The sequence below is a fragment of the Bacillus sp. VA13 genome, from assembly GCF_055710085.1.
The window spans coordinates 126,540-147,424 of sequence record NZ_JBVQPP010000006.1 but is presented as its reverse complement, the minus strand read 5'-3'; the positions used below and the strand labels follow the sequence as shown (position 1 = coordinate 147,424).

Genomic DNA, 20,885 nt, shown 5'->3' with positions numbered 1-20,885 from the left:
ATAGCCAAAGCATACCACCATATTATTCATAAGGTGAAGAATTTATCAAGAGGAAAAAAGACTCTTCTAAAAGAAACCCGCCAGCATGATTAGCAGCTGACGGTATGTTCGATATTCAAAATGTGATACAGCTCTTCAAGCTTGTGAATCTCATAAGTTGGCATGATCTCTGACTCATTTATCTTCATGTCAGGGTTAACCCAGCAAGTATCAAGCCCGGCGAGCTGTCCGCCTTTGATATCAGCAGTGAGTGAATCGCCGATGATTAATGTGTGCTCTGCCGAAAATTGGGGAATCCGTTCAAATACGTAATCGAAGTATTCCTTCATCGGTTTTTGAAAGCCTGCATCTTCAGAAACGAAAATATCCTTGAAGAACGGAAATAATCCTGAATCACGGAGGCGCTTGTACTGTGTCTTAGACACGCCGTTTGTCACGATATACAAATCAAACTGATGCTGCAGACTTGAGATGAGATCGAAGGCGCCGTCAATAAGCTGATGCCCTTCTTCAAGAAAGCTGCGGTATTTTTGTTCAAGCAAGGCACCATCCGCCTCATAACCGTATTCCTTGAACAAAGCAGAAAAACGGGTGTTCACGACTTCATCCCGTGTCATTTTCCCTTCTTCAAAGGCTCTCCACAAACTTTGATTGATTGTTTTATACTGCGTCTTCATTTCAGCTGTTAAAGGAATAGTCTGATCTTCAAACAGCAAACGCAGCGCTAATGCTTCTGCCGCTTTAAAATCAAGGATGGTATCATCTACATCAAATAATAAAGTGCGGTATTGTTTCATCGGTTTGTCTCCCTTTCTCATATGTACTCAAAAGTATAGCACATAAAAAAAGGAAAAAGCCGGCGGGTGAGGCACCGCCGGCTGAAAAGAGATTATTTGTTTAATAAGCTGTGTTTTCTTGCATACAGGAAATAAACCAGCGTTCCGACAGCGATCCAGATGACAAATGAAAGCCATGTGACGCCGGGAAGGCTGTACATGAACCATAGGCAGATGCCTGCACTGATAATCGGCACAACCGGAACAAACGGCACTCTGAAGGACGCTTTGATTTCCGGGTATTTCTTTCTTAACACAATGACAGCAATTGAAATGACTGTAAACGCCGCCAGCGTTCCCATGTTCACCAGGTGGGCCAGCGTTCCAAGGTTAATAAACCCGGCGATTCCCGCTGCAACGATACCAGTCAGCCATGTATTGCGGAACGGGGTTTTAAATGACGGATGAACCTTTGCGAACAATCCAGGCAGAAGGCCGTCTCTGCTCATGGCAAATGTCAAACGGACCTGAGCGTACAGCAAAGCGAGCATAACCGTCGTAATCCCGATAATCGCACCGACAGAAATAATTCCGGCAACAGCGTCCTGGCCGACGAATTTCAGCGCAAAGGACACCGGATCTCCGACATTCAATTTCGTATAAGGCATCATGCCTGTCAGCACAAGCGATACCGTGATGTACAGAACGGTACAAACGGCAAGAGCTGAAATAATGCCGACGGGCATGTTTTTTTGCGGATTTTTCACTTCCTCTGAAGCGTTAGACACCGCGTCAAACCCGAGGTACGCGAAGAACACAGTTGCCGCGCTGACAATGACGCCTTTCATCCCGAACGGCATAAAAGGAGACCAGTTATCCGGTTTGACATAGCCGAGGCCGACAATAATGAACAATAAAATGATCCCAATTTTCATCAGTACGATGACGTTGTTAAAACGTGTGCTTTCCTTGACGCCTCTGCTGACTATCGCAGTGATGATGAGAATGATCACTGCAGCCGGAAGATTAAACACGGCGCCCGGCGTGCTTCCTGGCGCTCCTGACAGTGCAGCAGGAATATGAAGGTTGAAGCCGGCAAGCAGTGATTGAAAGTATGATGACCAGCCGGTGGCAACCGCTGATAATGCAATGACATATTCAAGCATGAGATCCCATCCGATCAAAAAGGCGAGCAGCTCTCCAAGTGTCACATAGGAGTATGAGTACACGCTTCCCGAAATCGGAATCGAAGACGAAAACTCAGCATAGCAGAAGGCAGCAAGCGCACAGGCGAGCCCGGCTAAAATAAACGATATGATGAGGGCGGGACCTGCACCGGTTGCGGCCACTGTTCCTGTAATGACAAAAATCCCTGTACCGATCACACAACCGATACCAAGCAAGGTTAAATCAAATGCGCTTAACGTGCGGGCAAGGCTTTTTGACTTGCTCTGTGCACTCAATGTTTCAAGCGGTTTTTTTCTGAATAATGAACTCATCAAAAGTTCCTCCCGGAAAATTCAAAATATTCTAATCATTATATACAGTTCTTGTTGTATTATATTGTCGAAATTTGGCGCAGTCAATCATATATTTTTCTGCTTTAAATGATAGAAGCGAAACAGCGTTGTCGTAAGATAGGATAGTAATTTATTACTAATAACATATTCAATTTTATGCAGGGCGAACCGATAGAAAAAATAGATTCGCCCAATTTTGACTTGCGGTTAAAAAGGAGATGCTGACCATGTTTCAATATGAAGAGTTGAATAAACAATTTATCGGCGGGAAATGGCAGGAGGGCAGCAGCCCAAATGTATTGGAAAACAAAAATCCTTATACTCAAAAAACATTCACAACCTTCCAAAAAGCGACTGTTGACGATGTAGATGAAGCGTACCGGGCAGCGGCGCTGGCGAAGAAAAAATGGGATGCGGTCAATCCGTTTGCAAAAAGAACCATTTTAGAAAAAGCCGTCACGTATATTGAAGAGAACGAAGAAGCCATTATTTATTTGATTATGGAGGAGCTTGGCGGGACAAGGCTCAAAGCGGCCTTTGAAATCGGGCTTGTCAAAAACATCATGAAAGAAGCGGCGACGTTCCCTGTCCGCATGGAAGGAAAAATTCTTCCGTCAACAATAGACGGCAAGGAAAACAGATTATATCGCGTGCCGGCAGGCGTTGTCGGTGTCATCAGTCCATTTAACTTCCCATTCTTTTTATCTATGAAATCAGTGGCGCCCGCGCTTGGCGCAGGCAATGGCGTTGTTTTAAAGCCGCATGAAGAAACGCCGATTTGCGGCGGTACGCTGATTGCGAAAATTTTTGAGAACGCGGGAATCCCAGAGGGGCTGCTGAATGTCGTTGTCACAGACATTGCAGAAATTGGAGACAGCTTTGTGGAACACCCGGTACCGCGGATCATCTCATTTACAGGTTCTACGAAAGTCGGCAGCTACATCGGCCAGCTTGCGATGAAGCATTTTAAAAAGCCGCTTCTTGAACTCGGCGGCAACAGCGCCTTTATCGTGCTTGAGGATGCGGATATCGAATATGCGGTCAATGCGGCAGTGTTCAGCAGATTTACCCATCAAGGGCAGATCTGTATGTCAGCCAACCGCGTACTTGTTCACTCATCAATTTATGATAAGTTCCTTGAAATGTATCAGGCAAAAGTGGAATCACTGAAAGTCGGCGACCCGATGGACCCTGATACGATTATTGGGCCATTAATCAACAGCAGACAGACGGACGGGTTGATGAAATCTGTTGAGAAAGCGATTGAAGAAGGTGCTGTTCCAGTCAAGCTTGGTGGATTTAACGGGACGATCGTGGAACCGACGATATTAAAAGATGTGAAACCATTCATGAGCATTGCCAAGGAAGAGCTGTTCGGACCTGTCGTTTCCTTTATGAAGTTTGATTCAGAAGACGAAGCGGTGGATATCGCAAACGAAACGCCGTTTGGCTTGAGCGGTGCCGTACATACGTCAAATCTTGAACGCGGCGTGGCTTTTGCGAAGCGCATTGAAACAGGCATGATTCATGTCAATGACACGACAATCAATGATGAACCGAACGTGGCCTTTGGCGGTGAAAAGCAATCCGGTCTCGGCCGATTGAACGGCGAGTGGAGCCTTGAAGAATTTACTACACTGAAATGGATCTCGGTCCAGCACGAAAAACGCAGCTTCCCTTATTAATGAATAGGAGTGAATGGAATTGAGCATAAGAACGGAAAAAGAAACCGCAGATCTTCTGGACGCGTTTATCAAAGTAGCCCCTTATCTAAACAGCCTGGTCCAAGATGATATTACAATCGGCATTTACGATACGGAAAAATTACTTGTGAATATACCGGCCAAAACCTTTTCTCTAAACGTAAAAGCCGGTGATCCGTTGCAGGAAGGGGATATTATCACAGATGCCATCCGCACCAATCAGAAGAAGACGAGCATGGTTCCGAAAGAATTGTTCGGCTTCCCATTGATTGCACGTGCCATCCCGCTCCACGACGAGAATGGAAGAGTGATAGGGGGCGTCGGCCTCGGAACGAGTCTTGAGGAGTCATCAAAGCTGCATGATGTGGCGGAAAGCTTATCAGCTGTCGTTGAACAAACGGCCGCAGCCATTTCCGATATTTCTGAATCAATCAACGGGTTTTCAACTCAAATGTCGGGCATTTCCTCTCAGGCGAAAAAGGTAAGCGAAAGCGCCGGTGAAATCGCCGATATTTCAGTAACCGTGAAAGGCATCTCTGACCAAAGCAACCTGCTCGGCTTGAACGCCGCAATCGAAGCGGCGAGAGCAGGAGAGTCCGGAAAAGGCTTCTCTGTCGTCGCAGATGAGATCAGAAAGCTAGCGACGCATTCAAAAGAAAATGTCGGCCAGATTGACCAGATCACGAAAAAAATCCACAGCCTGCTGAAAGGGCTGGAGGAATCAATTGAGTCGATTAATCAGCATACAGACGGTCAAGCCGCTGCCGTTGAACAAATTTCCGCCACGATGCAGGAGATTTCAGGAAGTGCACAGCATCTCGCAAAAATGGCAGAAAAAGCGCTAGAAGAAGAATAAGAGACCGGGGACAAATGTTCCCGGTCTTTTTTCTATCCTGTATTTCCATGAAATTTGTCTGACGTTTTACTAGTTTTATTCCAGCGGCTGATTTAAAATGTACACATGAACTTACGTGAGGATTGATAGGAATCATGAGTATATTAAAAGCGGAAAATCTTTACAAAACATACGGAGATAAAACATTATTTGACCATATCTCCTTTCATATTGAAGAGAATGAGAGAATCGGATTAATCGGACCGAATGGAACAGGAAAATCAACGCTGCTGAAAGTGATCGCCGGCTTGGAATCTATTGAAGAGGGAGAAATTACGAAATCCGGCAGTGTGCACGTCGAATTTCTTCATCAAGACCCGAAGCTGCCTGCGGGGCAAACTGTGCTGGAGCATATCTATTCCGGTGAATCGGCTGTGATGAAAACCTTGCGTGAATATGAAAAAGCGCTGTATGAACTGGGGGAAGATCCCGAAAATGAACAGCGCCAGAAGCACCTGCTGGCGGCGCAGGCGAAAATGGATGTGAACAACGCGTGGGATGCGAACACCCTGGCGAAAACCGTATTGTCTAAGCTGGGCGTCAACGACGTAACAAAGCCAGTCAACGAGCTCTCAGGCGGCCAGAAAAAACGGGTGGCCATTGCCAAAAACTTAATACAGCCAGCTGATCTGCTCATTTTAGACGAGCCGACGAACCATTTGGATAATGAAACGATTGAGTGGCTTGAAGGATATTTAAGTCAATATCCCGGCTCCGTCATGCTGGTGACGCACGACAGGTATTTCTTAAACCGTGTCACGAACCGCATTTATGAGTTAGAACGAGGCAGCCTCTACACGTACAAAGGCAACTATGAAGTGTTTTTAGAAAAACGAGCGGAACGGGAAGCGCAGGCTGAGCAAAAGGAAACGAAGCGGCAAAACCTGCTGCGCCGCGAACTGGCCTGGCTCAGACGGGGAGCGAAAGCCCGTTCCACAAAACAAAAGGCGAGAATTGACCGAGTGGAGACGCTTAAGGAGCAGAAAGGCCCCCAGTCATCGGGCTCACTCGACTTTGCGATTGGCTCCCACCGTCTTGGCAAACAGGTCATTGAAGCGGAGAACGTGATGATCGCTTATGACGGCCGCGTGCTCGTCGACCGCTTTAATGAATTGGTCATACCGGGTGAACGGATCGGGATTATTGGACCGAACGGCATCGGAAAAACAACGCTGTTAAACACCCTTGCCGGCCGTCATACTCCAGACGGCGGCCATATTACGATCGGACAGACGGTCAGAATCGGCTACTATACTCAGGATCACAGTGAAATGAATGGCGAGTTAAAGGTCATTGAATATATAAAAGAAACGGCGGAGGTCGTAAAAACAGCGGATGGCGATATCATTACAGCTGAACAAATGCTGGAGCGTTTCCTCTTCCCGCGTTCGATGCAGCAGACGTATATCCGCAAGCTGTCCGGAGGGGAAAAACGCCGTTTATACTTGCTTCAGGTTCTCATGCAGGAGCCGAATGTCCTGTTTCTCGATGAGCCGACGAACGATTTGGATACTGAAACATTAAGTGTTCTAGAGGATTATATCGATCAGTTCCCTGGCGTCGTCATCACCGTATCCCATGACCGCTACTTCCTTGACCGTGTCGTCGACCGTTTGATTGTGTTTGAAGGAAATGGCGTCATTTCCCGCTTCCAAGGCTCCTACAGCGACTATATGGAGGAGTCAAAAGCGAAGAAAACCGCTGAAAAACCGGCGGCTGAAGTCAAACTGGCTGAAGCCGAGCCAAAGAAAAAACGAAAAAAGCTTTCTTACAAAGATCAGCTTGAATGGGACGGCATCGAAGATAAAATTGCCCAGTTAGAAGAGAAGCATGAGCAGCTCGAAGCTGATATCGCCGCAGCAGGCAGCGATTTCGGAAAAATCCAAGAGCTGATGGCCGAACAGGCCAAAACAGCGGAAGAGCTTGAGGCTGCTATGGACCGTTGGACAGAATTGTCTCTTATGATAGAAGAGCTGGAAAGCTAAAAAAGCGCGGCCTGCAGCAGGCCGCGCTTTTTTCACATAATGTACAAAAACGAACCAGCCATCCTATGATAGGATGGAGTTGTGTGTCAGCGGCACATGGAAAGCTAACGGAGATGATGAAGTATGACATGGACGATCGTGATGTTAATCCTCATGAGTTTGGTGAAAATCGTATTAACCTGTCTTCCAACAGGCGTTATGGAATGGCTGCTCAGCAAATTCGCGGTGCACGCCAAGCTGAGTGACGAAAATGCTGTTCTCTCCCTGGATGGAAAACGTATCGAAGGTGAAGAGAAACAGAAAGTAATTGCCCAATTTAACGAAGCTGTCTTCCTGGAAAAGTATTATATATACCCAGGTGACGAAGAGCGTTATTTACATCCGGAAAACGGCGGCACGCCGCTGGTGATAGATACGAAAAAAGGCAAAAAAGATGTGAAGCTGTTTGTATACAGCTATGACGACCATATCGACGTCGTGAAGCAGTACAAGAAGAAAGTGATTGCGTATCAATTGCTTTCTGAAAGCCTTCAAAGGCAGTCTCTGTCAGTGACAGGAAGTTTGGCTTAAACAGGATAGTGAAAGACGGGTGATTGATGCACTCGTCTTTTTTATTGATTTTTAAAACTTAACGTTTACGTTAAGGTTCAAAAGGTGTATAATGGTAAAAGAAACGGCGAAGGGGGATTTACCTTGGAATGGATGAAGATTGATCAAGTAGCCAAAAGAAGCGGGCTGACAAAGCGGACCATCCGGTTTTATGAAGAAATCGGCTTGATTCCGGCGCCGAAACGGACAGACGGCGGCGTGAGGCTTTATTCAGAGGATGATATGGAGGAGCTTGAGAAAGTCATCAGTACAAAAGAGGTGCTCGGTTTTTCCCTTCAGGAGCTTCAGCATTTCATGGAAACCAGCCGCCAGCTAGAGTTAAACAAAGAGGGGTATTTGTTGTCACTGGATCCTAAGGAACGGAAAGAAAAACTGGAGGAAATTCAGGAAACCCTGAATCACCAGTTGGATTTGATTGATGAGAAAATCCGCACATTCGAAAGCTTTAAAGAACGCCTGCAAGGCATGAAAGGTAAAGCGGAACGTGCCATTCAATCAATCGAATGAAAGTTTGCCAAACGCTATTTTTGTAGCGTTTCTTTTAATGGAATAAAGATGGAGGTCAGGTCAAATGGATAAGACAAAACAAGTGAATCAGAAAACGGGCTTGCTCAGTCAGCCGAAAGCTGTATGGGCTGTCGCTTTTGCCTGTGTGATTTCCTTTATGGGAATCGGGCTGGTCGATCCAATTCTTCCGGCAATTGCCGCACAATTACATGCTTCACCTAGTGAAGTATCACTCTTGTTTACAAGTTATTTGCTTGTTACCGGATTTATGATGTTTTTCTCAGGAGCCATTTCCAGCCGCATCGGCGCGAAATGGACATTAATTCTCGGACTTATTTTTATTATTGTGTTTGCGGCGCTTGGCGGCAGCTCAAGTTCAATTGCTCAGCTAGTCGGCTATCGCGGCGGCTGGGGATTAGGTAATGCTTTGTTTATTTCAACAGCGCTTGCGGTTATCGTCGGCGTGTCAGTCGGGGGCAGCGCCCAAGCAATTATTTTGTATGAGGCTGCGCTCGGTCTCGGGATTTCTGTCGGGCCGCTTGCAGGCGGAGAGCTTGGAAGCATGTCATGGCGCGCACCGTTCTTCGGGGTATCTGTCCTGATGTTTATAGCGTTAATTGCGATTTCTTTCATGCTGCCGAAATTGCCAAAACCGGCAAAACGCGTCGGTGTGTTTGATGCCATGAAGGCGCTCAAATATAAAGGGCTATTGACGATGGCGGTATCTGCGTTCTTATACAACTTTGGATTTTTTATTTTGCTTGCTTATTCTCCGTTCGTACTGGATTTAGATGAACACGGTCTCGGATATGTCTTCTTCGGCTGGGGCCTTCTGCTGGCGATTACGTCAGTCTTTACGGCGCCGCTCGTACACAAAGCGCTAGGCACAGTGCGTTCACTCGTCGTTCTCTTTATCGCCTTTGCGGCCATTCTCATGATCATGGGGATCTGGACAGACCATCAGACACTGATTATTACATGTATCGTTGTCGCCGGTGCTGTCCTCGGTATGGTCAACACCATCATGACGACAGCTGTGATGGGGGCTGCGCCTGTTGAACGATCAATCGCGTCTTCAGCCTACAGCTCAGTCCGCTTCATCGGCGGCGCACTCGCTCCGTGGATTGCGGGAATGCTGTCAGAACACTTCACCGCAAGCACACCATATACAGTAGGCGGAATCGTCGTTTTTGTCGGCATGCTTGTCCTTCTCATGGGACGTAAACATTTTGCCGGAGTTAAGGCGGGTCATTAATAACGAAAGACACTGCGCATATGCAGTGTCTTTTTTAATCATGGAACCTTCCCATTACAACCGTATTGTAGTAGTTTCCGTCAGAAAGCAATTTCTCCTTTTTTAAGATTCCTTCTGCTTCAAATCCGTATGTCTTATATAGTGAAATGGCTCTTTCGTTTGTTTCCAGGACATTCAGTGAGATTTTTTTAATTCCGTTGGTATCCGCCCAAGAGAGAGATTGCTGTAAAAGATGCTTCCCGATGCCATAACCCCAAAATTCTTTTAACACGCATACACCGAACTCCGCTTTATGCGAGGATCGCTTTAAGTCAGTTCCCTCACATCTGGAAAACCCCGCGAGCCTGTCCTGCACTTCAGCAACTAAAAATAAGTTTCTCTCTTTCTCAGTATCTTCCTTTATCCGTTGTTCAAAACTCGATGCATCTATGAAATCCTCACCCTTCTCGCGATCCATGTATTCCGTTTCTCCATCAATTTTCAGCCTTAATGCAGACAGCTTCTGTGCATCCTCTGCACAAGCTGATCGAATGGTGTATTGAAGTTCATTTACATTGAATTCTTTTTTGCCGATGATCATGTTATACCCCTTCACTATCAGTAAGTATTATTCGTTATAATGGCATTATAATCGAATTGGTGCAGGAAAGGACATCCACTTCGGTCAGGCATCGACGCGGCGGGCATTTATTTTGAAGAAACTGAGGATGTATCCGTTCATTACGATTGCCATATCAGGTGATGGTTCATGCTGAAGAGGGGACGTTTGCCATGGATAAGGCAAAGCCTGACGAATATGATCAGAAGTGTTTACAGGTGCTCTATCATTACATACACAGCGTCATGAAAAACAGCTTTTCGGTTGAATGGTTCACCGCATGGGCTGATGAAAAGAGAGCTGACACTTGATGAATTCACATCGCCATTGCAGCTCATTTTAAAAGACAGAGAGCTCCTGAGAATCGTTCAGAAAAAATGGCACTAAAAAAACCCGCCCTTCGGGACTGACCCCATAATATGAGACAAATAAAAAACACCTTCTAGTTTGAAAACGGATAGTTGTTATCCGAAATTAGACTTGGAGGTGTTTTTTCTATGGGGACAAGAGTGAGTTATCCGGTTGAAGTGAAACTGCAGGCTGTAGAAATGAGATTGGCAGGCGTGCCTATGAAAGAGATCATGCAGGAATTGAATATTAAGAATAAGACACAGGTTCAGACATGGGTTAGATGGCATAAGGCTGGGGATATACATCGATTCGAACAGCCTGTTGGAAAGCAATACACTTACGGAAAAGGTCCAGAGTATTCTTCCGAATTAGAGAAACTGCAGGCAGAGAACCGTTATCTGAGACAACAGAATGAAGTTTTAAAAAAGTACAACGAATTGGAAAGGAAGTTGATAGCGAAACGTCAGTCGAACTTGTAGAAGCATTGCATAGCACAATGACCGTGCAGGATATCTGTATTCATTTAGGTATCTCTCGAGCGTCCTATTATCGTTGGAAGAAGAATCTGATGAAAGATTATCCCAAGCGCCATTTGGAAAAACAAATCGGCACGTTGTGCCGAGAGCACAAGTATCGATATGGATATCGAAAAATCACAGCCATACTAAAAAAGAGAATGAGTATTAACCATAAAACGGTTCAACGTATTATGCAGAAAAATCAATGGCAGTGCCAGGTTAAGGTGAAAAAGCGCAAGAAGAATGGGCAGCCATATGCCGTAGTCGATAATATATTGGATCGGAACTTTCAGTCTGATCGCCCTCTTGAAAAACTAGTAACGGACATCACATATTTGTTATGGACAGAAACAATTGTACCTTTCCAGTATATTAGATTTATACAATGGAGAAGTGATTGCTTTTACGATTGGCGATAAGCAGGACACAGACTTTGTCTTAGACACACTTGATCAGCTGCCAACACTGCCTGAGAACTGCGTGTTACATAGTGACCAAGGTTCTGTGTATACATCTTACGAGTATCAAAAAGCTGTTAACACAAAAGGCATTACCATGAGCATGTCCCGCAAAGGGACGCCCGCTGATAATGCCTCCATCGAATCGTTTCATTCCTCACTAAAGTCTGAAACGTTCTATCTTAACAGCATTGATCGAACTACGACCGCCATCGTAGAACGCACTGTCATAGAATACATTCATTATTATAACAATATTCGTATTCAAACGAAACTAAACAACCAATCACCGATAAACTATCGGCAATTGGCTGTTTAAAAGGTGTTTTGATCCCTGTCTCAAAAACGGGGGTCAGTCCCTTCAGCAGGCGGGTTTTCTTCGATTTAAAGCACTTTTGTCGTCCAAGACTCGCAGTTCCATGTTTCTGTCGCGATATCCATATAAAACTCTGGCTCGTGGGAAATGAGCAGAATCGAGCCTTTATATTCTTTGAGGGCGCGTTTTAGCTCTTCCTTTGCGTCGACATCCAAGTGGTTTGTCGGCTCATCGAGCACCAGCAGGTTTGTTTCCGAATTGATCAGCTTGCATAATCTGACTTTTGCTTTTTCGCCTCCGCTTAATACGGAAACGCGGCTTTCGATATGCTTTGTTGTCAGTCCGCATTTTGCCAGAGCGGCACGGATTTCATACTGCGTGTAAGAAGGGAATTCGCTCCATACCTCTTCGATGCACGTATTGTTGTTTGTCTCCTTGACCTCTTGCTCGAAATAGCCGGTAAAGAGATGCTCGCCGCGTTCTACAGAGCCTTCAAGCGGCTGGATTTCGCCAAGCAGGCTTTTCAGCAAGGTAGTTTTTCCGATCCCGTTTGCGCCGTAAAGAGCGATTTTTTGGCCGCGCTCCATGCGGAGGTTGAGCGGACGTGATAGCGGGGAATCGTAACCGATCACCAGATCCTTCGTTTCAAAAATCAGCTTGCCTGACGTTCTCGCCGGCTTGAAGTGGAATTCCGGTTTTGGCTTTTCTGCCGCCAGCTCGATCATATCCATCTTATCGAGTTTCTTTTGGCGGGACATCGCCATGTTTCTCGTGCTGACACGGGCTTTGTTGCGGGCAACGAAATCCTTCAGCTCTGCGACTTCCTGCTGTTGCTTTTTGTAGGCGGCTTCAAGTTGCTGTTTCTTTACCTCGTAGACTTCCATAAACTGATGGTAGTCGCCGACATAGCGTGTCAGTTCTTGATTTTCAACATGATAAATCAGGTTGATGACGCTGTTTAAGAACGGAATATCATGGGAAATCAGGATGAACGCGTTCTCGTATTCCTGCAGATAGCGTTTCAGCCATTCAATATGCTGCTCATCAAGATAGTTGGTCGGCTCATCGAGAAGCAGAATTTCCGGCTTTTCAAGGAGAAGCTTGGCGAGAAGAACCTTGGTGCGCTGTCCGCCGCTCAGATCGGTGACATCGCGCTCTAATCCGATATCGCTCAAGCCGAGGCCGCGGGCGATTTCTTCCACCTTGGAATCAATGATATAAAAATCATTGTTCGTCAGCGCGTCTTGAATTACGCCGACTTCTTCAAGCAGCTTTTCGAGCTCGTCGGGATCAGCTTCGCCCATTTTGTTGTAAATCTCGTTCATTTCTTCTTCCATCGCAAATAAATAATGGAATGCGTCTTTCAGGACGTCACGGATGGATTTTCCTTTTTCCAGCACGGTATGCTGATCCAGATAGCCGACACGGACATTTTTTGACCATTCGACTTTTCCCTCATCAGGTTCAAGCTTTCCGGTAATAATATTCATAAAGGTTGATTTTCCTTCACCATTTGCGCCGATCAGTCCGACGTGCTCGCCTTTTAACAGGCGGAAGGAGACGTTATTAAAAATGGCCCGGTCACCGAAGCCGTGGCTTAAATCCTTTACAGATAAAATACTCATGTTTACACCTCTATCGTTTGAACACGCACAATCGGCGTGAAATATTCACCCTTTTGATTATAAAGGAGGAATCGGAATGTTGAAAGGTATAGGAAAGAAAAAGAAAAATTGCGTTCAGGGCGAGGTTTTGAGATACTATGGAATAGATTTCAGGAATTGAGGAGAACAAAAATGACGCAAACTTGGCCATTTTTACATAATGCACAATCATTTATACAAGAGAATTGGAATGCTTCCGGCTTTCAAAAGCCAACCCCTGTTCAGGAGCAGGCAGCACAGCTGATTATGGACGGAAAGGATGTCATCGCGGAATCTCCGACAGGCACAGGCAAAACACTTGCATACGCACTGCCGGTCTTGGAACGGATCAAACCAGATCAGAAGCATCCGCAGACGGTGATTTTAGCGCCTTCGCGTGAGCTGGTGATGCAGATTTTTCAGGTGATTCAGGATTGGAAAGCGGGCTCAGAGCTGCGCGCGGCTTCCTTAATCGGCGGGGCGAATGTGAAGAAGCAGGTCGAAAAGCTGAAGAAACATCCGCATATCATTGTTGGTACGCCGGGCAGGGTGTTTGAACTGATTAAAACGAAGAAACTCAAAATGCATGAAGTGAAAACGATTGTACTGGATGAAACGGATCAGCTTGTCCTGCCGGAGCATCGCGAAACGATCAAGCAGATCATTAAAACGACATTAAAAGACCGGCAGCTTCTATGTTTTTCTGCCACTCTTAAAAAGGAAACAGAAGACGTGCTCCGTGAATTGACGCACGAGCCTGAGATTCTGAATGTGGCTAGAAGCAAAGCGGAAGCAGGCAAAGTGAAGCACCAATACCTCATTTGTGACCAGCGTGACAAAGTTAAGCTGCTGCAAAAGCTTTCAAGACTTGAAGGCATGCAGGCGCTTGTGTTTGTGAGAGACATCGGAAACCTGAGCGTATACGCGGAAAAACTGGCGTACCATCATGTGGATCTTGGCATTCTTCACAGTGAGGCGAAAAAGATGGAGCGGGCGAAGATCATTAAAGCGTTTGAACAGGGCGAGTTTCCGCTGCTGCTGGCGACTGACATTGCCGCGCGCGGCTTGGATATCGAAAACCTGCCGTACGTGATTCATGCTGATATTCCTGACGAAGACGGCTATGTTCACAGATCAGGCCGAACAGGACGGGCTGGGAAAGAAGGCAACGTGCTGAGCCTCGTAACGAAACTGGAAGAATCAAAGCTGAAAAAAATGGCGAAGAAGCTTGGCGTGGAGCTGAGTGAAGCTGTTTATGCAGGCGGAAAATTGAAGATGAAATAAAAAGGAGGGCGGAAAGCCCTTCTTTTTGTTGTAAAATAATAGAAAAAGGTTCGTGCGGGGTGAGGAGATGGCTTCAATAGACAGATTTCAAATATTGAAGGAGCCTGAGCTGAAAATTCTTGAACAATGGTTTGAAAATGAGGATACCATGCGAAGAATGGATGGGATGCTGCCATTAGATGTGTGGTATGCACGAGTGAATAAAGATGAAGACAATACTGTCATCATGGCATATGACGGGCAGCTGCCGGCAGGGATGGTTGTTATGGAGTTCGTGGGGGAGCGGGCGTATATTGGATTGATCGTAAATCCCTTGTGCCGGCTTCAAGGGTACGGAAAACAGATATTAAAAAAACTGCTGAATGACCCTGATTTTACTAGAGTGCGGGAATGGGCTGCATGCATTGAAGAAGACAATCGAATCAGTTTGGCTTGCTTTCAAGCAGCTGGATTTACTATGGAAGAACCTGATGAAGATGGCTTTCTCACTTTGATTCTTCGGACCTGACCATACACAAAAACAAGGAGGGCAAAAAGCCCTCCTTGTTTTCATTATCATGTCAGCTCGGATCACTGACTTTGATCAGCTGTTTTCCTTTATTTTCGCCTTTAAATAAGCCGAGAAACGCGTCAGGAATGTTTTCGAAGCCTTCTGTGATGGTTTCCTCGTAATGGAGCTTTCCGTCCTTCAGCCATTCGGCCAGCTGTTTTGCTCCCTCAGAAAAGCGATCGGAGTAGTCGCCTACAATAAACCCTTGCATCAGAGACTTCGTTTTGATCAGCTTCGATTGGACGCGAGGTCCTATGTCATCTGCTTCACTTTCCGCGTTGTAGGAAGAAATGGCGCCGCACACCGGAATGCGGGCAAATTCATTGAGCAGGTTCATGACCGCATCTGAAATCGGCCCGCCGACATTGTCAAAATACACATCGATACCGTCAGGACAAGCGTCTTCAAGCGCTTTCTGGATATCTTCTGCTGTTTTGTAATTGATGGCTTCGTCAAATTGCAGCTCCTGTTTTAAAAACGCGATTTTCTCATCGGAGCCTGCGATGCCGACGACTCGCGCGCCTTTGATTTTGGCAATCTGCCCGACAGCTGAACCGACGGCTCCCGCAGCTCCGGAGACGACCACGGTTTCACCTTCTTTCGGGCGCCCGATGTCCAGCAGTCCGAAATATGCCGTCAAGCCGGTCATTCCCAAAATGCCGAGATAGGCCGAAGCGGGAGCGAGGCTTGTATCAATTTTTCGCAAGGCAGACTCGCTGACAGCCGAAAATTCCTGCCAGCTTAGGTTTCCGATGACGATATCGCCTTTTTTCAGATGCTCACCGTCTGACACGACTTCAGCAATAACCCCGCCAGAGAGCGCTTCATCCAAGCCGAACGGTTCAACATATGACTTCGTATCCTGCATACGGCCGCGCATATAAGGGTCAACCGATACATAAAACGTTTTGACAAGCACTTCACACTGCTGGGGTTCAGGGACGGGGATCGTTTCAAAGCGGAAGTCTTCATGAACGGGAACCCCTTGCGGACGTCTGGCTAATTGAATCTGCTGCTGAGTTTTTGTCATATTCATCCTCCTATTACTTGATTGACACCAATGTAACACGGACTAGTGATGAAATACAAAAGGTAAACCGGCATACAAAAAAGGTTATAGAGGAACTTATGCTTTCTACAAGCTCTTTTGTTTAAAAGTTCTCTTTAGTCATTTATCATTATTAGAAAAAAGAACAGAAAAAGAGCTTCTGCACACTAGTTAAGATTGGCTAGTGTATATGTCGATTCTTCTTCATATTCTTGCAAGCATCTGCTAGGGGGAGCTTAGTCGTTCACATTTTGCTTTCCCATCAATCTGCCATAGCAAAGTCTATGCAATTGTTTTGCATCTGCAAAGCATTGCTCAATTTTTTCTCTTTTATGCTGAGTTTTTCTGAAACAGACAATCGATTGTACTCGACCATTTTCTTTTTCAATTTAGTAATGTTTACTTTTTAATAAAACACGCGGAAAAGCAAACGAAAACATATTAATTAAATTTTAGGTATTTATTAAAAGCTTATAGGTTTATTTACCTTTTTCTTGAATTGCAATTGAGAAAATCCATATATTGCGGACACTAATAAAAGAATACCTGCTGAAACATAAACTAAACGAACTCCAAGGAAATCTGAAATAGCTCCTATAGCCAGAATTGAAAACATAAAAATGAACTGTACTAAAGAAGACCTTGCAGACATTATATTAATTCGAGTTTGCTCGGTTGTTATGTTCTGAATAAATGTTTCTTGTGTAAGATCTCTTAATATATAAGCCGGCCCCATAAAGAGAACCAATATTAGAGCTAAGTATGAATTACTTATAAATCCATATATTAAAGTTAAACTTCCATATGAGACAGCACCAATTAACATAAAATTAATTAACTTATTTTGAAATCTCTCCGACAGCTTATATATTATAAATCCCCCTATCATCGAACCTAAATAGTATGCTCCATTAATAAATCCCCACCATGATTCTCCTTTATGCAAGACTTCGTTAACGAAAGCTAAAGAGACAGACCCTATCCAAATCATTCCTGCCCATGACTCAATTAAATCCATAATAATAATTGTTCTAAGTTTCTTTTGGCTAAATAAATACCGCCAACCACTTACTATACTCTTATTGGGAGAATTTTTTTCACGTATGACAGAATTAGCGTGGCCGTGTGGTAGACAAAATAAAAGAGAAATAAGAGATGTAAACAACAAAAAGATAGTAAGTATAATAGTATATCCCTCACCTAAAAATGCAATTATGAGACCACCTAAAGACCAGCCTACAAATTGAAAAGTTTGGTCCACTGTAGATAATAATCCATTTGCCTTTACTCTTTTATCAGGAGAGATTATTTCCCCTATAATTGCACTTTTTAAAGGTGAGAACCATCCATTAAAAAAGGAAATACAGCTAATAATAATAAAGACTAAAATGAGAGTTTGATTAGAGTAAGTTCTTAATAAAGAATAGAACAAACATATTAACAACAGCATTTGTATCAATTGAGAAATAATTATTGTAAGATGCAGTTTTAATCGAATTGTTATTAACGGTAATATAGCACTTCCAAAAATACGAAAAATAATACTTATTAATGTCACCAGAGAGGCGATGGTTGTCGAATTGGTCATTTTAAACAAAAACGAAATCACTACCATAGTATATAGAGAAAAACCTAAATTTGTAGTGGTCTGGCTAAATAAAATAGAATAATAACCTTTACTCATATGTATCCTCCCTTGGAATAACTTTTCTCGGTAAAGAGCTTAAACATATTTAAACACCTTAAAACAACAAAAGTAAAGAAAAAATTTCCTTGTAAACTATTTACTTTTATTCTATTTATTGTTATTGTTTATTTGAGTTCTCTGACTATTCTATCAATAGCCAGGGAACCACATATCTTATTAAAGGGGGGAAAACCATGAAAAAATTAAGAAAAAACTGGAGAAAATCGATTGTTAGCCCGGTTCTTTATACTAATGAAAAATGGTAAACATTTAGGGAATAGCATTTAAATGCTATTCCTTATTTCAATAAACAAATCGGGAGGTTATCGTAAATTGACTCTATTAATGCAAGATCATAAATCAATTTACAATAAAGATATAGAAATATTAATTGAAGTTGAAGAACTTATTACTTCTGTTCCGGAAAATAACAAAAATGATTTTAAGAGTTTAATCGATAATAGAATTATGACTCTACTAAATAAAATTCAACACCCTGTAGCAGCTGAAAATGTGTTTGGTATGTGTATTGCTTATCCGAATACTTACATAAGGTATAGATTAATTGATTTCGTTGAAAAATGGGTACCTTATTTCTCTGCTGTAGAAACTATAATCAATCTAACCCAGGATCCGGATGATTTAGTTTCTTTTAAAGCTATGGATGTCTGTGCAAATCATAAAATTGAAGAATCGGTAGCATATTTGTCTTCGATCATTGATGATGTCAGGGAGAGTATAAGCTATCCTAAAAAACCTGTGGGATTAGGGGCCCAAAAAGTATTAAGTACATTATTAGATATATTCGGTGTTGAAAAAAATGAAGAGCTAGTAATGCTAAAAAATTATTTTGATCAAAATGGTATCCTTCCTAATAACTTTGACTTTGAAGAAAAAATTCCTCAAAGTCTAATAGAGGAATTCGAAAAAACAGAAGAAGATGGGATGATTTTAATTCCGGGTGGCTTTTTTGAATTCGGTTTAAATGAAAATGAAATTCCTGACAAAACATTTAATTGGAAAGATGCTGTTCCTAGACAAAAAGTATGGTTACCTCCATTTTTTATTGATAAGTATCCTGTTACAAATAAAGATTATGATATCTTTACCGAGTTCATAGAGGAAAATGGGCATATATTCTGTCATCCTAATGAACCGCAGAATAAACAACATAGAAGAAATACATATTGGGATGATAGGTATTTAGATAATCATCCCGTTACAGGTATAGATTTTTATGATGCATTTGCTTACGCAAGATATAAGGGGAAAGAATTGCCAACCGAGTTTCAATGGGAAAAAGCTGCTCGAGGCGAAAAAGGTAATATCTGGCCTTGGGGAGATAAATTTGATCCTGCAAAGGTTCAATATGCTGGAAGTCTTTATAATGAACCCATTACTTCTTTAAAGTCCTGGAGAGAAAATTTATTAAAAGCTCATGCTGATAAAGAATTAAATCATTTAACAAGTGATATTTTTGAACAAAATGGTGAAAGTCCCTATGGAGTATGCGGTATGATCGGCGGAACATGGGAGTGGACTAGAAGTGAGCTTAAAACAAAGAGAGCTTTCCACCCTATTTTTGAGAATGTACCATTTAATAGTGTTAACTCATTTGCCGTTCTTAAAGGAGGATCATTCTTCTCTCATCCAGGCTTAATGTTCCCTTCCTTTAGAGCAAAAGATATTCCTTTCTGTCGACACAATGAAATGGGAATTAGATGCGTAAAGAATATTCCAGTATATAAAATTAGAGAATCAATTAATGGGCCAATTACTAATAAAGCAATTTATTAATCATCCTAGATTAGAGACTTGATAAAAGTATACTAACATTGTGTAATAATGTTCAGCTTGTAGAAAAAACAATGTTTTTTCTACAAGCTTTTATTTTAAATGTTTTTAATAATTATCGGATTGAGAATCAGAAAAAGAGACATTAAGCCCAAGCTTCGTTGAGTATTACGATTTTCAATATATTTTGTGGAAAATATACAATATTCCGTTAATTTATATTTCGATTTTTAATTGAACCTGCAATAGCAAATCCCTTTACAACTGATTTGATTCTTTCTTTTTCTGATACACAAGCTAATTTTGTCACTTTTTTTGGTCTTTCCACACATTTCGAGGGATGACTTACTATAATTCTTTCGGTCTTTTCTATGTCTTGTTGAGATTCGAAGAGATATACAACTTTAACAAGTTGGTCAATAAGAACAAATTTAATTTTATGTTAAGAGTATCTCGTGTGGAACATGAGAAGAATAACGTGTTTTTTTAGTTAAACATCAATTAAAATGTGAGAATGAAATATTATAAGGGAAAATGAAGGCTGTCAAGTTTCTCGACAGCCCTAGGCATTCCCTCCTTTTTATGTCGCCCGTAATTTCGGGCACAGGCCCGTCGGCAGGCACATGGGCTTCTGGTCGATCGGGCTTCTCATGATGCAGCATTCCAAGCCGAAGACTTCACGGAAAAACGGCTGGGTAAACACATCTTCCGGTGTTCCGGCATTGTGTATTTTTCCGTCCAGCACACTGATCAGATAGTCAGCATATTGAGCGGCCTGGTTTAAATCATGGAGCACCATCACAACGGTGCGGCCATGATCGCGGTTTAGCTTTTTCAGCAGCTCGAGCACTTCAATCTGGTGTGAAATGTCTAAATACGTGGTCGGTTCATCAAGCAAAAGCAAATCAGTGCCTTGCGCAAGCGCCATGGAAATCCATGCTCTTTGTCTTTGGCCGCCTGACAGGGCATCCAGTGTCCGTTCTTTCAGCTCAATCATGCCCGTTGCGTCCAGCGCCCACTCTACCATGTCGTGATCCTCTTGGGTATGCTTGGATAACAGCTTTTTGTGAGGATGTCTGCCGAAATAGCATAATTCCTCTACCGTCAATCCTTCAGGAGCCTGAGGAGATTGAGGAAGAATGGCCAGTTTTTTTGCGACTTCTTTTGACGGCTGGCGGTGTATATCTTTTCCTTCCAATAGGACCGTACCGCTTTTTGGAGCCATCAGCCTGGCGAGCGATTTGAGGATTGTTGATTTCCCGCAGCCATTGGCGCCGATGAGCGCAGTGATTTTTCCTTCTTCTATCTTTAAATCGACTCCGTCAATAATCACTGTGCTGTCATATGAAAGAGTGAGCTGGTCTGCAGCCAGTTTTCCCATGGTATCC

At 43.5% G+C, this 20,885-nt stretch carries 17 protein-coding genes and 1 pseudogene; 11 read left to right on the top strand and 7 right to left on the bottom strand.

Features of this window, described 5'->3' with window-relative positions; genetic code table 11:
• Positions 1–89: 89 nt before the first annotated feature.
• A complete protein-coding gene (locus tag AC0C66_RS19895; protein WP_072182909.1) occupies positions 90–797 on the bottom strand; it encodes a YjjG family noncanonical pyrimidine nucleotidase in 708 nt (235 codons plus the stop codon).
• Positions 798–889: 92 nt separating this feature from the next.
• Complete coding sequence (locus AC0C66_RS19890) at positions 890–2,275, bottom strand: amino acid permease (protein ID WP_014112995.1); 1,386 nt, start codon at positions 2,273–2,275, stop codon at positions 890–892.
• A 248-nt stretch (positions 2,276–2,523) separates the two neighbouring features.
• Here AC0C66_RS19890 and yfmT point away from each other — a divergent pair, with 248 nt between their 5' ends.
• The 6 genes from yfmT (at position 2,524) to AC0C66_RS19860 (ending at position 9,250) form a co-directional block, all read left to right on the top strand.
• On the top strand, positions 2,524–3,981 hold the full coding sequence (yfmT, locus tag AC0C66_RS19885; protein ID WP_014112996.1) for a benzaldehyde dehydrogenase: 1,458 nt from the start codon (positions 2,524–2,526) through the stop codon (positions 3,979–3,981).
• Positions 3,982–3,994: 13 nt separating this feature from the next.
• Positions 3,995–4,855, top strand: a complete 861-nt coding sequence (locus AC0C66_RS19880; RefSeq protein ID WP_072182910.1) for a methyl-accepting chemotaxis protein — start codon at positions 3,995–3,997, stop codon at positions 4,853–4,855.
• A 134-nt stretch (positions 4,856–4,989) separates the two neighbouring features.
• Positions 4,990–6,879: an ABC-F family ATP-binding cassette domain-containing protein gene (locus AC0C66_RS19875; RefSeq protein WP_072182911.1), complete on the top strand. Its 1,890-nt coding sequence runs from the start codon at positions 4,990–4,992 to the stop codon at positions 6,877–6,879.
• 123 nt (positions 6,880–7,002) lie between these two features.
• Positions 7,003–7,449 carry a YfmQ family protein gene (locus AC0C66_RS19870; protein ID WP_072182912.1) on the top strand — a complete coding sequence of 149 codons (447 nt, stop codon included), beginning with the start codon at positions 7,003–7,005 and terminating at the stop codon, positions 7,447–7,449.
• Between the two features lie 123 nt (positions 7,450–7,572).
• Positions 7,573–7,995, top strand: a complete 423-nt coding sequence (locus AC0C66_RS19865) for a MerR family transcriptional regulator (RefSeq protein ID WP_003223002.1) — start codon at positions 7,573–7,575, stop codon at positions 7,993–7,995.
• A 64-nt stretch (positions 7,996–8,059) separates the two neighbouring features.
• Positions 8,060–9,250, top strand: coding sequence for an MFS transporter (locus AC0C66_RS19860; protein WP_461845919.1), 1,191 nt, complete (start codon positions 8,060–8,062; stop codon positions 9,248–9,250).
• Between the two features lie 34 nt (positions 9,251–9,284).
• On the opposite strand, the gene AC0C66_RS19855 is transcribed toward AC0C66_RS19860, so the two are convergent.
• Entirely contained in the window at positions 9,285–9,830 is a 546-nt protein-coding gene (locus AC0C66_RS19855; protein ID WP_072182913.1) for a GNAT family N-acetyltransferase, read from the bottom strand.
• A gap of 191 nt (positions 9,831–10,021) precedes the next feature.
• Here AC0C66_RS19855 and AC0C66_RS19850 point away from each other — a divergent pair, with 191 nt between their 5' ends.
• Positions 10,022–10,159: a hypothetical protein gene (locus AC0C66_RS19850; protein ID WP_014113002.1), complete on the top strand. Its 138-nt coding sequence runs from the start codon at positions 10,022–10,024 to the stop codon at positions 10,157–10,159.
• 186 nt (positions 10,160–10,345) lie between these two features.
• Positions 10,346–11,494 (top strand): annotated as a pseudogene (locus AC0C66_RS19845) (IS3 family transposase).
• A gap of 65 nt (positions 11,495–11,559) precedes the next feature.
• Here the strand turns inward: AC0C66_RS19845 and AC0C66_RS19840 are convergent.
• Positions 11,560–13,116, bottom strand: coding sequence for an ABC-F family ATP-binding cassette domain-containing protein (locus AC0C66_RS19840; protein WP_087987746.1), 1,557 nt, complete (start codon positions 13,114–13,116; stop codon positions 11,560–11,562).
• A gap of 171 nt (positions 13,117–13,287) precedes the next feature.
• On the opposite strand from AC0C66_RS19840, the gene AC0C66_RS19835 reads away from it, so the two are divergent.
• The gene (locus AC0C66_RS19835; RefSeq protein ID WP_461845945.1) at positions 13,288–14,418 is read left to right on the top strand and encodes a DEAD/DEAH box helicase; all 1,131 of its coding nucleotides are present in this window, start codon (positions 13,288–13,290) and stop codon (positions 14,416–14,418) included.
• Positions 14,419–14,485: 67 nt separating this feature from the next.
• The gene (locus AC0C66_RS19830; RefSeq protein WP_014113006.1) at positions 14,486–14,926 is read left to right on the top strand and encodes a GNAT family N-acetyltransferase; all 441 of its coding nucleotides are present in this window, start codon (positions 14,486–14,488) and stop codon (positions 14,924–14,926) included.
• A gap of 52 nt (positions 14,927–14,978) precedes the next feature.
• Here the strand turns inward: AC0C66_RS19830 and AC0C66_RS19825 are convergent, their stop codons facing one another.
• Complete coding sequence (locus AC0C66_RS19825) at positions 14,979–15,998, bottom strand: NADP-dependent oxidoreductase (RefSeq protein WP_461845946.1); 1,020 nt, start codon at positions 15,996–15,998, stop codon at positions 14,979–14,981.
• A gap of 481 nt (positions 15,999–16,479) precedes the next feature.
• Complete coding sequence (locus AC0C66_RS19820) at positions 16,480–17,700, bottom strand: MFS transporter (RefSeq protein WP_088679824.1); 1,221 nt, start codon at positions 17,698–17,700, stop codon at positions 16,480–16,482.
• A 336-nt stretch (positions 17,701–18,036) separates the two neighbouring features.
• On the opposite strand from AC0C66_RS19820, the gene AC0C66_RS19815 reads away from it, so the two are divergent.
• A complete protein-coding gene (locus tag AC0C66_RS19815) occupies positions 18,037–19,500 on the top strand; it encodes a formylglycine-generating enzyme family protein (protein ID WP_088679823.1) in 1,464 nt (487 codons plus the stop codon).
• 577 nt (positions 19,501–20,077) lie between these two features.
• Here AC0C66_RS19815 and yfmF read toward each other — a convergent pair.
• Positions 20,078–20,878: a Fe(3+)-citrate ABC transporter ATP-binding protein YfmF gene (gene yfmF / locus AC0C66_RS19810; RefSeq protein ID WP_088679822.1), complete on the bottom strand. Its 801-nt coding sequence runs from the start codon at positions 20,876–20,878 to the stop codon at positions 20,078–20,080.
• Positions 20,879–20,885: the final 7 nt, after the last annotated feature.